Source organism: Pseudanabaena sp. lw0831, assembly GCF_016584665.1.
GTDB lineage: Bacteria > Cyanobacteriota > Cyanobacteriia > Pseudanabaenales > Pseudanabaenaceae > Pseudanabaena.
Map to the genome: position 1 here is coordinate 1 of NZ_BBJB01000010.1, position 12,997 is coordinate 12,997.

Here is a 12,997-nt window from a genome sequence, read left to right on the forward strand (position 1 = left end):
GAAAGAAAGGAATAAATTGATAATATTGTAGCGAAAACCAAAAGAAGCGATCACTATGCTGAGTGTGAACTTAACCCATCTAATCGATGATGAAAAATGTTACGAAACAGTGCGTCAGACGCGATGGACAAGAGGAGTATGCTGTCCAAAATGTAAAAGCTCAGAGGTGATCAAGCGTGGGAAAGATGAAACGCAACCTGCCCGCCAACGTTACCAGTGTAAAACTTGCAATGCCAACTTTGACGATCTAACCGACACAATATTCGCAGGACATCATCAACCACTACGGATGTGGATATTGTGTCTGTATTTGATGGGATTAAATCTCTCGAATCGACAAATTGCCCAAGAACTAGACCTAGACAAGGATGTGGTGCAAGATATGACCACCCAATTGCGAGAAGGTATTGACCAAGGCAAGCCTGAAGTAAACTTATCTGGCTCAGTCGAGTGTGACGAGGTATATGTGACAGCAGGACACAAAGGCAAACCCGAAGAAGTTAAAAAAAAGGGCGCAAAGGAAGGCGTAATCGCCTCAAGGGGGTTCGGGGGCGGGGGACACACTTGAAAAAGAAAAACCACCCATCTTCGGCATGATTCAGCGCGGTGGTGAAGTGGTAATTCGCATGTTAGAAAACGTGCAACAACGAACTATTGAGCCTCTGATTAAAGCTACGATTACTCTTGGTACTATGGTTTACACTGACGAATATGCTATCTACAACCCTTTACAAGATTGGGGCTATGCTCACAAATCTGTTTGTCATGGTGCGGGAGAATATGCCAGAGATGAAGATGATGATGGCTTTTGTGAAGTTCATGTCAATACGATGGAAGGCTTTTGGTCGCTTTTGCGCTCTTGGCTACGACCTCATCGCGGTATATCTCAAGAAAAGCTACCTTTGTATTTGAGCTTCTTTGAGTTTGTCCATAATGCTAAGACGAGGGGTAAAGCTTTGCTGAGTACTTTGCTGGACTCCCTACTTTCCTTACCTCCCCGAATCGCCTATTGAGCCAAAAACTTTATAAAAATCTAGTCCACTAATCCCGATCGCAATGCTAGGACAGCCGCTTGCACGCGATCGTTGACCAATAGCTTATTCAAACTAAGAGGGTAAATACCCCACCGCTCTGCGGTGTGAGTAATTCTAGTAAAAAAGAATTCGATACCCTGTCCGCTTGCGGCGGGGTTATTCATTCAGATTTGGGTTTGAGCGCAAAGCGCTACAAACTATTGCGCGATTATGCTTCACAATGTAGTATACATACTACATTGTGAAGTCAAGATTATGCCCTATCAACAGTTAAATATCTCAACGCCCAAGCCTGTCTTGTCTTGGGCAGATCATGACCTTGGTCATGAAGAAACTAAAATGGCTAAAAATGTCGCTTCTTTACCATTTGTGTTTAAACATGTAGCCCTAATGCCCGATGTCCATCTCGGCAAAGGCGCTCTCGTCGGTTCTGTGGTTGCGACGAAAGAAGCGATCGTCCCTGCGGCGGTGGGTGTAGACATTGGTTGTGGCATGGCAGCTATCAAAACTCCATTTCGCCATGAGCAGTTAGAAGGTAAGCTCAAGCAAATTCGTCTCGAAATTGAAGCTGCAATTCCTGTGGGCTTTAATGACAACAAAGAAGTCGAAAAGCCAGTATTCAATTGGCAAGGATGGCGAGAATTTGGTGATTTACATGATGGTGTCCAGCACCTTGAAGGTAAAGCCATGAAGCAAATGGGATCTCTCGGTGGTGGCAATCACTTCATAGAGGTTTGCATAGATACAGATAATCAGGTGTGGCTGATGCTGCATTCTGGTTCTCGAAATATTGGCAATATGCTTGCTCAAAGACATATCGAGACCGCTAAGGAACTAGCCAGATTAGCAGGGACTTCTCTACCAGATAAGGATCTTGCCTATTTTGTGGCTGGTACTTCTGAATTTGCCGCCTACTGGCGCGATTTGCAATGGGCGCAGGAATATGCACGTTTTAATCGCGATGTGATGATGGCAAGATTTAAGAAGATTATCGAGAAGTATGCTAGCGGTGGTAAGCCTGTAAAGCCATTACTAACTGTAAATTGTCATCATAACTATGCAGAAAAGGAAGTTCACTTTGGTGAGGATGTATATGTCACTCGCAAAGGTGCAGTAAGGGCAAGAATAGAAGACTATGGCATTATCCCTGGTTCAATGGGAGCAAAGTCTTTCATTGTCAAAGGAAAGGGAAATGCCGAAAGTTATTGTTCCTGTTCTCATGGGGCTGGGCGATTACTATCGCGGAGTAAGGCGAAGGATCAATTTACATTAGATGACTTAATTCAACAGACTCAAGGAATTGAGTGTCGAAAGGATACAGGCATCATTGACGAGATTCCTGCGGCTTATAAACCAATTGAGCAAGTGATGCACCAGCAATCCGATCTAGTGGAAGTAGTCGCTACTTTGAAGCAGATTATTTGTGTAAAAGGCTAATGCTTACAGCAAATATATTAAAAAAAAAGCCACGCGGAGCGTGGCTTTTTTAACCTAAGGCGTTAAGGCGCGTTGCAACCGTGACAATGCTAAACCTTTGCGATGAAGTAAGACAAAGGTCGGCAAGATTTCGGGGCCATGTAAATCGCCTGTGAGCGCTGCCCGTAGTGACTTCATCACTACTCCTTTTTTGACACCCTGAGACTTCATGACCGTTTTAATTACTTCTCCCGCAATATCAGTATCTAGGTCTGAAGTTGCTTTTAGCTCCTCGATTAGTGCTGTGATAATACCTGCGATCGCATCGCCTTGGAGAGTTGCTTTTGCCTCATCGGTATAGTCTTCAAACTCCGTGAAGAAGAACTTGCTAATTGTCGCGGCATCGGTCAGCAGCGTTAAGCTTGGTGCAATTAGTTTGGTGAGATCGAGCAACCATTGGCGATCAACTGATTCCAAATCATAACCAGCTTCCTTGAGGAATGGTGTGATGCGATCGCAAACATCTTCGGTCGGCAATGAGTGCAAATATTGGCTATTGATCCAATTTAGTTTGTCCCAATCAAACTTTGCGCCTGCTTTATTTACGCGATCGAAGCTAAAGATTTCAGTGGCTTCCTGCAATGTGAATAGTTCTTTGCCATCGCTAGGCGACCATCCCAACAGCGCCATGTAGTTATTAAAAGCTTCAGGAATATAACCCATATTCCGAAATTCCCAAACGGAAGTTGCGCCATCGCGTTTAGAAATTTTTGCGCCTAGTTGATTGAGAATCAGTGGCGTATGTCCGAACTGCGGTGGTGTTGCGCCTAGGGCTTCATAAATCAAAATTTGCTTGGCGGTGTTGGCAATATGATCTTCACCACGAATGACTTGGGTGATCTCCATATCGATGTCATCGATAACTACGGCAAAGTTATATAGAGGTAAGCCAATGTTGCCCTGTTCATCGACGCGGGCGATTACCATGTCACCGCCGAGGTCGCTGCTGCTCCATGAGACAGTGCCGCGTACTAGGTCATTCCATGCAACGGTGCGTGGCTCATCGATGATGAAGCGAACTACGGGGCGACGACCTTCGGCTGCAAAGGCTTGGCGTTGCTCGTCGGTAAGGTGGCGATGGCGATTGTCATAGCGTGGGGCTTGTTTGTTGGCTTTTTGCGTTTCCCGCATTGTCTCTAGTTCAGCTTCTGTGCAGTAGCAAAAATATGCTTTTTTCTCGGCTAGGAGCTTCTGTACGGTGGCAATATAGCGATCGCTGCGTTGTGTTTGAAAAAATGGCCCCTCATCAAAGTCGATCCCCAGCCAAGCCAAGCCTTCTAATATATTTTGGGTATACTCGTCTTTAGAGCGTTCGCGATCGGTGTCTTCGACTCTAAGGATAAATGTCCCTTTATTGTGACGGGCATACAGCCAGTTAAATACGGCGGTACGGGCTGTGCCGATATGTAGGTTACCCGTGGGGCTTGGTGCAATACGAACTCGAACAGACATGAATTTGTAAACGTTATAAAATCCAATTATCCTTCATATCACGTTACTGTGTCGAAAAAAGCTGAAAGTGAAGTTTAAACCGAGTTAGCTAAATTTCTTGTAAAATGTTTGCAGTATGTTTTTCGAGTGATCCACATGGAAGCTGTTGCTGAAGATCTTTATACTGTGCAGAAAATTGAGGCGATCTTACAAAGGCTTTCACCTGAGCGATTGCGGGTGGCGGCGGATTTTTTGGCTTATCTTGATGAAAGAGAAAGCAATGATGCAACAGAAGAGTTGTTGAGTATTCCTAATTTTAAGGAAGATTTTCAAGAGGCTTTGCAAGATTTTGAAAATGGCGATGTTGTTTCTTTCAAGAGTATTCGCCGCCATGTATGAAAAAGCTAATGAGCAGAAATATAATCAATTTTTGTTATCATAACAAATGTCTAAGGTCGGAAACTGGGAGATTAGGTAAATGACATCTGCAACATCAATTGTTCAGGGAACTAATAGCAAGCCAGCATCAAGTGGGCGACTGGTAAAGTTCTTCTCTTCTCTAGAAAATGGAGATGGAGAATTATTTATTGGCTATCCTATTATTGCTAGTCCTAGCCCTGAGGGAAGTTTCCCTATTGATGCTGTGTGGGTGTCTCCTAGTAAAGGAATAGTTGTTTTTGATCTGATTGAAGGTTCAGATGTTTCGGGATTTGAAGAGCGTCAAGATGATTTGGCTAATAAACTTGAATCTCGCCTCAAAAATTACAAAGAATTAATGAATCGGCGAGATCTTGTGGTAACGATTCACACAATTTCTTTTGCTCCAGGATTAGCTTCAACAGATTTTACAGACGAATCTGAATATAGTCTTGTAAATGAAGATTCTTTACCTACCGCATTAAACGAATTTAGTTGGGATAAAGGCAACCTCACATACTATAGATTAACACTTTCTGCATTGCAGAATATATCGACGATTCGTAAAAGTAAAGCCCGCAGATCTATCACGAAGTTAAATTCACGTGGCGCTAAGTTAAAGAAACTAGAGGATTCGATCTCGACGTTGGACAATTCACAAAACAAAGCAGTTATTGAAACTGTGCAAGGTGTTCAACGTATACGAGGACTTGCAGGCTCAGGGAAAACAATTGTACTTGCTTTAAAAGCAGCATATTTACACTCTCAACATCCAGAGTGGCAAATAGCAGTTACTTTCAATACAAGGGCTTTAAAGGGGCAATTAAAGAGACTAATTGATACATTCTTAATACAAACAGGAAATGGGTCTGATTGGGAACAACAAATAAAAATATTAAATGCATGGGGAGCACCTGGTGGTGGCGAACGAGACGGAATTTATCATCAGTTTTGTCGTTCTGTAGATGCTCCATATTTTGATTTCCCTTCTGCTACAAGAAATTTCAATAGTGGCAATGTATTTGATGCTGTATGTAAAAACGCATTAACACACTCTCACAAAGCCAAGAAATTATATGATGTAATTCTGGTTGATGAAGCTCAAGATTTTCCATCTTCATTCTTACGTCTGTGCTATGAGATTCTTGATGATCCCAAAAGGCTTGTCTATGCCTATGACGAGTTACAGAATCTTTCGGGAACTTCAGTCGCAACTCCTGAAGAAATATTTGGTAACCACCCTGATGGAGCACCTCGCGTTACTTTTCCCGCCCCAACACCTGACAAACCTAGAAGTGATATTATTCTAGACATCTGCTATCGAAACTCTCGTCCTGTATTGGTTACTGCTCATTCGCTAGGCTTCGGGATTTATCGTCAGCCGCCAGCAAATCGAAAAACAGGACTAGTGCAAATGTTTGGGGAATCTAGACTCTGGAGAGAAATTGGGTATGAGGCTAAGGAAGGCGACTTGCAGGACGGCTCTAACGTAGTTCTCCAGAGAACACCTGCGGCAAGCCCAGAATTTTTGGAGGAGCAATTTCAAATTGATGACTTAATTCAGTTTATTGTTTTCAAGAATGAAGAAGAACAGAGTAATTGGGTTGTCAATGAAATAAAGAAAAACTTACAGCAAGAAGAACTTTCTTATGACGATATTGTCGTCATTAATCCAGATCCATTAACAACTAGGGAAAAAGTTGGCTCAATTCGCAAAAAATTGTTAGAAAGTGAAATAAATTCACACTTAGCTGGAGTAGATACTGATCCAGATATATTTTTTAAATCTGACATACCATCGATTACATTTACAGGCATCTATCGCGCTAAGGGTAATGAAGCAGGGATGGTCTATATCATCAATGCTCAAGACTGTAATTCAACCTCTGCAAATCTTGCAACTCTTCGGAATCGACTGTTTACAGCAATTACACGCAGCAAAGCATGGGTTAGGGTTCTTGGAATCGGTGCAGGGATGCAGAGTTTAATAGATGAATATAAGTCTCTGCAAAGCAAAAATTATGAATTACATTTTCGATATCCCACACAAGCTGAACGAGAGCAGATGAGTATTGTTCATCGTGATATATCCCCAGCAGAACGCAATCAAAGGAACAAAGAGGACAAGAAATTTGTAGAACTTCTTGAGAATATTAAAGCAGGAAAATTAGAAGAGGAAAAAATTACTGCGCTCAAAGAATCATTAGGATTATTTACTAATGCTTAGCCCTCAAGAGGTTTGTACGCATATTAAGCAGTTACTTGGCTACTTGGTTGAAGTTGGTTTGTCAAGTGATCAGAACTATCCCTTTGTGAGAAAGGGAAATAATAATATAGTAGAGGTTACTTTTCCTCAATCGGAGTATTTATCAATCGCGTTAAAAAACTTTAGTTATGCAGAAATTTATGAAAATCTTGCCTCTGAACGGGCTTATATTACAAAGTTGCCAGATGGAGCCTTAGTCACAATGCGTTACTTATACAATGCTAAAGGATTAGAACGTCATTCTCTTGGCTTTTATCCATCACCTAACCTAGAAGAGTTTCAAAATTCTCCTGACATATATTTAGAAGACGTTGTGTATGCAGATGTCATTGCACGAAATATTGTGCCATTTCCAATTCGTTTTGATTTTGACTGTCGAGAAGAAGTTTTTGTCCCAGTAGAGCATCCAAAATCTCATTTAACTTTGGGACAGTACAAAAATTGTAGGATACCGATTGCCGCCCCTCTGACACCTTACTGTTTTATCTCTTTTTTACTGCGAAATTTTTACAATACAGCTTTTAAGAAGTACTCAGATCAGCTACCATTTTTTTCTGAAGAGTTTGAGAACTCAATTCATCCTGAAGAGTTGAAAATTGTACATTTTCAGGTTCCTGTAAAGAGGTTGTCTTCTCTAAATACTAAGTAGTTTAGCGATCACCCTTTATGGCAAAAGTGTTAATGAGGCGATTAATCAACTCTGCCAAAGCCTATCACCAATCCAAACAAGCCTATTCACAGGAGAACAAACCACCCAACAACTCATCGCTAAAATCAATGCTTGGCTATGGGAAATGTAAGACAGGAGAGAAATCATGATATAAGCAAAAAACGGAAACTGCTAGAAAAAATATTGACAGGAACTAAAAACGTCTCCTTTGACGACATGGTTACACTCATCGAAGCCTTTGGATTTAGACTATCGCGCATCAACGGAAGTCACCATATTTTTATCCGTTCCGACATTCCCGAACCAATCAACATCCAAAACATGGGCGGCAAAGCCAAACCCTATCAAGTAAAACAGTTTTTACAAATCATCGAACAGTACAACCTACAACTAGGAGAATAACCATGAAAGACTATCACATCAACATTTTTTACAGCGAAGAAGATGAGGCATATATTGCCGATATCCCTGATTTAAAATATTGCTCAGCGATCGGTGAAACTCCACAACAAGCGCTCAATGAAGTAATTCTTGCTAAAACTGCATGGTTAGAAGCAGCAAAGGCAGAAAACAAAACAATTCCAAACCCACGTTATCGCCCCGTAATTTATCAAATCGTTGCATAATTCAAAATAAATTTAGGAAGACAAACCCATGAACACAGCCAAACTCAGAATGCAAGGCAACGAACAACTAGCCATATTGCCAGACGGATTTCAACTAGTTGGCGAAGAAGTGTATATCAAAAAAGTCGGCAACGCGATCATTCTCATCCCAAAAAATAACCCTTGGCAAACCCTCTGGAATAGCATCGATCGCTTCTCAGATGACTTCATGGAAACGAGAGAGCAACCTCCATTACTCGAATCTTCATTATCAAAAGATTGGCTTAGTGAAGAAGAAAATGAAGCGTGGAAAGACTTAACCTGAAATATTGCTCAGCCCCTAAAAGTTCATTACCACACAATCACATCAATTAAATAGAGAAATACAATGGATTACTTACTACTTCAAGAAGCAACAGCCAACTTTAATAACTTGATTAATCAAGTCAGCACAAACCATAAACCAGTCATGATTAAAGGCTCAGAAAATGACGTGGTTGTGATTTCTAAAGAAGACTGGGCAGCGATCGAAGAGACTATCTATCTTAACTCCATACATGGATATATTGACTCGCTCAAAGAGGTCATGACCAGCCCCAGAAGTGAATGGGTAAACGCTCAAGAGCTAGGATTGTAACAATGTGGGAAGTTATCCTCAGTAAAAAAGCCCAAGAAGATTTAAAAAAATTGAAAAGTATTGGGCTATTTGAGAAAACTAAAGAACTAGTTGCCATACTCAGAGAAAATCCATTTACAAATCCACCACCTTACGAGAAATTAGTCGGAAATTTACAAGGATTTTATTCGAGACGTATAAATATCAAGCATCGCTTGGTTTATCGCGTGCTTAAAGAAAGCAATACTGTGGAAATCATGCGAATGTGGTCACATTATGAATAAGTTCAAATAGCAACGATCCGAAATCCTTACTAACGAGTTAAGATAACCTTCTATTAATATTCATGGTTTATGATTAAGCTTTTGGCGAATTTATTAGATTGAGAATGTGAATAAAGAATGCGATCGCTTGTACCCCTTATCAAAACTTGCTTACTTGACCTAGAAATCAAAGTAAATGTCACAGTCAGGCAAAAGCGCAAAGAATTACATATCTTGCTTGAGTCCACAAATTTTGGCGATCGCCAATTGTTAGTAGAGGCGATCGCCAAATGTTGCTATGACTATGAAGACCGAAATTTTAAGGCGGCGCGAATTTATGCATTCTGGTTTGGGCAGCCATTACCACTATGGATCGAAAGAATTGAGTTCGAGCAAGAGCAAGTATCGATAAACAGCGCAGAGAAAGAGCTACAAAAGCCAGCTATAAATTTAGACTCAGATCACGAGAGCGCATACGATCGCTTTATCGTTTGTGGATTGGGCAGCCTCGGACAGCACTCTGTATTTAACTTAAAGAAATTTGCCTATCGCGAATATGAAGTGAAAATTTGTGCAATCGATCGAATCCAGCCAGAGATCATGGAATTCGATAACTTCTCAGAATTGCTCGATCAACCCATAATTGTAGGTGATTGTCGCCGTTCTGAAGTATTGATCAAAGCAGGAATCGATCGCTGTCGAGGGATTTTGCTAGTTACTAGCAACGAGAATGTAAATATTGAAACTGCGATCGCTGCTCGTCGCCTCAACCCCAATGTGCATATTGTCGTGCGCTCTTCTCGTCAAAATCTCAATCAGTTACTTAAAGATCAACTAGGAAACTTTGTTGCCCTCGATCCTGTGGATCTTCCTGCGGCTGCTTTTGCGGTAGCAGGCTTGGGCGAAGGCACATTAGGACTATTTCAATTAGGCGATCGCAAATTACGGGTAGTAGAACGCTCTATAGAGTCAGACGACTATCGTTTTTTGAGAACGCCTGCTTATCTGTTACACAAGAAAAATTCTCGGCTTTTGAGTATTGCCGATCCTAATTCCGAGCGCCTATTCTTTCAATGGGAACCTGATACAATTGTCCAAGTTAGCGATAAAGTCGCATTCATTGAATTTGTCGAAAATGATTTCTCCACGACTAGCCGACAATATTCAGAACTAACTGAGCGTCCTTTACACAAGGGTTCTTCCTCTTTTCAGAAAATCGATCAACTCCTGCAAAAAATCTCAGGCTCAGTCTTTTGGAAGTCAAAATGGCATCAGCTTGTCGCTTGGTTTCAAGCAGTGCGATCGCGCCGCCTGATTCTATGGGGCACTATTACCGCAATTGTACTTTGGGGCATTAGCTCAGTAGTTTTATTCTTTAATGTGCCGAATATTTCATGGCAAAAGGCAATTTCTGCAAGCATGATTTTGTTGTTAGGCGGATTTGGAGATGTCTTTGGTGGACTAGGTGAAGACCAAGTGCCTTTGTGGGTGGTGATATTTTGCTTATCGATAACTCTGATTAGCTTACTCTTCGTTTTGGGTGTAGTCGGATTGATTGCCGATAGCATTCTCAGTGCCAAGTTTGAATTTTTTAAGCGATCGCTACCTTTGCCCGCCCGCGATCATATTGTCCTAATTGGGTTTGGGCGGCTGGGACAGAGAATCGCCGATCTTCTATTCAAATTGAAAATTCCATTTGTGATCGTCAGTGAAAACCCTCACGACTGCGATCTTGCCGACAAAGTGCCTTGGTTCACTGGCAATATCATCGAAGAATTATCGAAAACAAATCTGGCAAAAGCGAAAAGTATTCTTTCCGTCACCGACGATCAAATGCTCAATCTCGAAGCAGCTTTATTAGCTCGTGATGCAGCCAAAAAAATCAATCGGCAAATGAACCTCGCGATCCGCACCTACGATCGCTATTTCAGCGAGAACTTAGCGGGACTTTTGCCAAGTTCTCAATCTTTTTGCGCCTATGCCCTTTCTGCCGAAGCCTTTGCAGGAGCAGCTTTTGGCGAAAACATGTTAAGTCTGTTTCGACTGAATCATCGCACAGTTTTAGTCGCCGAATATATCATTGTGGAGAATGACACCTTGATCGGCAAAAATCTCTCGCAAATTGCCTATGGCTATACAGTTGTGCCAGTATATCTCAAGACTAGCGCATCAAAAGTCGATGGGCATAGAGAGTTTTATATGCCATCTGATGATGAGGTGATGAAAGTAGGCGATCGCCTGACGCTATTAGCTTCCATCTCAGGACTAAGGCGCATCGAGTTAGGCAATCTCCATTTGCCAAAAAGTTGGCAGTTACGCGCCAAGCCTCCTCTCAATTCCAGTGTGTTGCTTGATGCTGGAAATAAGCTAAAAAATATTTCAGGTTGCGATCTAGAGCTTGCTCGACGCTTTATGCAAAGTCTCCCTGCTGCAATCGAGCTACCGATGTATGATACGCAAGCCTATCGCTTAGGGCAAGCACTCATGCGACTCCTCCCAATTAAAATCTATCCTTTGTAAAACCAAAAGAGAATTGCACTAGATCCCCCCAGCCCTGCCCTTTTTAAGGGGGATTGAGGGGGATCTCTTAGAGCTTTTGACCGCAGCAAGTAATTCTTAAATGGTTTCTAAGCCCCAAAAGACAAGCGCCCACACTTGTCTTTTGGGGCTTGTTATAAGGCTTCAATTTGGAAATTTTCGAGAGCGATCGCTAGATGCGTCCAATGTGTCCCACCTTGCAGAAATACCGTATAAGGCTCACGTAAGGGGCCATCTGCCGAGAGTTCTAAGGTGCTGCCATCGATAAAAGTTCCGCCTGCCATAACTAACTGGCTGACATATCCTGGCATTTCTCCAGGGATAGGATCGACGTAAGAATCAATGGGAGAAAAACGTTGGAGATTGCGACAGAATTCAATCAGCTTTTTTGGATCGCCAAGTTGAATCGCTTGAATAATATCGTGGCGTGGCTCAAATGGTAGTGGTTTGACTTTGTAGCCTAGTCGATCAAACACATAGGCGGCGAGGTGGCTACTTTTCATCGCTTCACCGACCATTTGTGGCGCAAGAAATAGCCCTTGAAAGAGCAAACGATTGAGATCGAAAGTTGCACCGCCTTCGCGTCCAATCCCAGGAGCCGTTAAGCGTTGGGCTGCTAGCTCGACATATTCAGTTTTACCAGCTATATATCCACCAGCAGTAGCGATCGTGCCACCAGGATTTTTAATTAAAGAACCTGCGATAATATCAGCTCCGATCGCAGTTGGTTCGCGATCGCTAATAAATTCACCATAACAGTTATCCACAAAGCAGACAGTATTGGGGTTTTGCTGTTTTACTAATTGAATGATGCGTTCTATATCGGCAATGGATAAACTCTCTCGCCATGCATAGCCACACGATCGCTGAATCAAGACCATGCGAGTCTGTGGTTTGACGGCTGTTGCCAAGGCTTCCCAATTTATACTTCCTGTGGGAGTTAGATCCACTTGTCGATAGGTGATTCCAAAGTCTTTGAGGGAGCCTGCATAAGCTGTTCCTTGACTATCAGATGTGAGGGGATAGCCGATTACTTCTTCGAGAGTGTCGTAGGGTGCACCAGCAACTGATAAAAGTTCGTCAAGGGGGCGTAAAATTCCAAATAAACAACAGGCGATCGCGTGGGTTCCTGAGACAAATTGCACGCGCACGGCGGCAGATTCTGCGCCCATTATTTGCGCAAACACCTCATCTAAAACATCACGTCCCATATCGCCATGTCCATATCCTGATACGCTGGCAAAATGATGCGCCCCCACACGGCGATCGCGAAAAGCCTGCAAAACCCTTTCGAGATTTTTCTTTACATGGAGATCTATTTGGGTAAATGTCGGTGCAAGGGCGGTAACGGCTTCTGCAACCAGCAACTTCATTTTGTCAGAGGTCATTTATGCTTAGGATTTTTTGACGGTTTATGATCCTACGCGAATATGAGTGATTTTGTCTAGCAAAGGTAAATAGGCAAAAGAGACAAATAACGTCATTTTTGCTTTCTAGGCTTGAATTTGTTCTAGTATCATATAAGCATAAATACATCGCAGTCCTATTTGATTTCAGTAGAAAAAAGCTTCTCACATAAAGCAATCCTAATTCATTTGTGAGATTACGGCACTTTCCGCTCACACCCGAACAAAAAACTTTTTGTGGATCGTTTGATCGAAAATCGCTTTAAATGGCTTGT

Annotated in this window: 14 protein-coding genes and 1 pseudogene; 12 read left to right on the forward strand and 3 right to left on the reverse strand. The window is 42.2% G+C overall.

Features of this window, described 5'->3' with window-relative positions; all coding sequences use genetic code 11:
- Positions 1-55 precede the first annotated feature (55 nt).
- Positions 56-1,013, forward strand: a pseudogene (locus APA_RS25655) (IS1595 family transposase).
- A 20-nt stretch (positions 1,014-1,033) separates the two neighbouring features.
- Here the strand turns inward: APA_RS25655 and APA_RS02235 are convergent.
- On the reverse strand, positions 1,034-1,198 hold the full coding sequence (locus APA_RS02235; protein WP_201320696.1) for a hypothetical protein: 165 nt from the start codon (positions 1,196-1,198) through the stop codon (positions 1,034-1,036).
- A gap of 91 nt (positions 1,199-1,289) precedes the next feature.
- Here APA_RS02235 and APA_RS02240 point away from each other — a divergent pair, with 91 nt between their 5' ends.
- Complete coding sequence (locus APA_RS02240; protein ID WP_201320697.1) at positions 1,290-2,471, forward strand: RtcB family protein; 1,182 nt, start codon at positions 1,290-1,292, stop codon at positions 2,469-2,471.
- A 54-nt stretch (positions 2,472-2,525) separates the two neighbouring features.
- On the opposite strand, the gene gltX is transcribed toward APA_RS02240, so the two are convergent.
- On the reverse strand, positions 2,526-3,962 hold the full coding sequence (gene gltX, locus APA_RS02245; protein ID WP_201320698.1) for a glutamate--tRNA ligase: 1,437 nt from the start codon (positions 3,960-3,962) through the stop codon (positions 2,526-2,528).
- A gap of 135 nt (positions 3,963-4,097) precedes the next feature.
- On the opposite strand from gltX, the gene APA_RS02250 reads away from it, so the two are divergent.
- From APA_RS02250 to APA_RS02295, 10 genes are all read left to right on the forward strand, one after another.
- A complete protein-coding gene (locus APA_RS02250; protein WP_201320699.1) occupies positions 4,098-4,340 on the forward strand; it encodes a hypothetical protein in 243 nt (80 codons plus the stop codon).
- Positions 4,341-4,419: 79 nt separating this feature from the next.
- Positions 4,420-6,585, forward strand: coding sequence for a DEAD/DEAH box helicase (locus APA_RS02255; protein ID WP_201320700.1), 2,166 nt, complete (start codon positions 4,420-4,422; stop codon positions 6,583-6,585).
- Entirely contained in the window at positions 6,578-7,273 is a 696-nt protein-coding gene (locus tag APA_RS02260) for a DUF2290 domain-containing protein (protein ID WP_201320701.1), read from the forward strand. Before APA_RS02255 ends, APA_RS02260 begins: the two co-directional genes overlap by 8 nt.
- 17 nt (positions 7,274-7,290) lie before the next feature.
- Entirely contained in the window at positions 7,291-7,443 is a 153-nt protein-coding gene (locus APA_RS02265) for a hypothetical protein (protein ID WP_201320702.1), read from the forward strand.
- Positions 7,444-7,477: 34 nt separating this feature from the next.
- The gene (locus tag APA_RS02270; RefSeq protein WP_236579372.1) at positions 7,478-7,696 is read left to right on the forward strand and encodes a type II toxin-antitoxin system HicA family toxin; all 219 of its coding nucleotides are present in this window, start codon (positions 7,478-7,480) and stop codon (positions 7,694-7,696) included.
- Positions 7,697-7,698: 2 nt separating this feature from the next.
- Entirely contained in the window at positions 7,699-7,920 is a 222-nt protein-coding gene (locus APA_RS02275; protein ID WP_201320703.1) for a type II toxin-antitoxin system HicB family antitoxin, read from the forward strand.
- Positions 7,921-7,948: 28 nt separating this feature from the next.
- Positions 7,949-8,224 carry an antitoxin gene (locus APA_RS02280; RefSeq protein ID WP_236579373.1) on the forward strand — a complete coding sequence of 92 codons (276 nt, stop codon included), beginning with the start codon at positions 7,949-7,951 and terminating at the stop codon, positions 8,222-8,224.
- Positions 8,225-8,287: 63 nt separating this feature from the next.
- Positions 8,288-8,536, forward strand: a complete 249-nt coding sequence (locus APA_RS02285) for a type II toxin-antitoxin system Phd/YefM family antitoxin (protein WP_201320704.1) — start codon at positions 8,288-8,290, stop codon at positions 8,534-8,536.
- Between the two features lie 2 nt (positions 8,537-8,538).
- A complete protein-coding gene (locus APA_RS02290) occupies positions 8,539-8,799 on the forward strand; it encodes a Txe/YoeB family addiction module toxin (protein ID WP_201320705.1) in 261 nt (86 codons plus the stop codon).
- A gap of 117 nt (positions 8,800-8,916) precedes the next feature.
- Positions 8,917-11,298: a TrkA family potassium uptake protein gene (locus tag APA_RS02295; RefSeq protein WP_201320706.1), complete on the forward strand. Its 2,382-nt coding sequence runs from the start codon at positions 8,917-8,919 to the stop codon at positions 11,296-11,298.
- A gap of 152 nt (positions 11,299-11,450) precedes the next feature.
- Here APA_RS02295 and APA_RS02300 read toward each other — a convergent pair whose 3' ends face one another.
- Positions 11,451-12,704, reverse strand: a complete 1,254-nt coding sequence (locus tag APA_RS02300) for an aminotransferase class I/II-fold pyridoxal phosphate-dependent enzyme (RefSeq protein ID WP_201320707.1) — start codon at positions 12,702-12,704, stop codon at positions 11,451-11,453.
- Positions 12,705-12,997 lie beyond the last annotated feature (293 nt).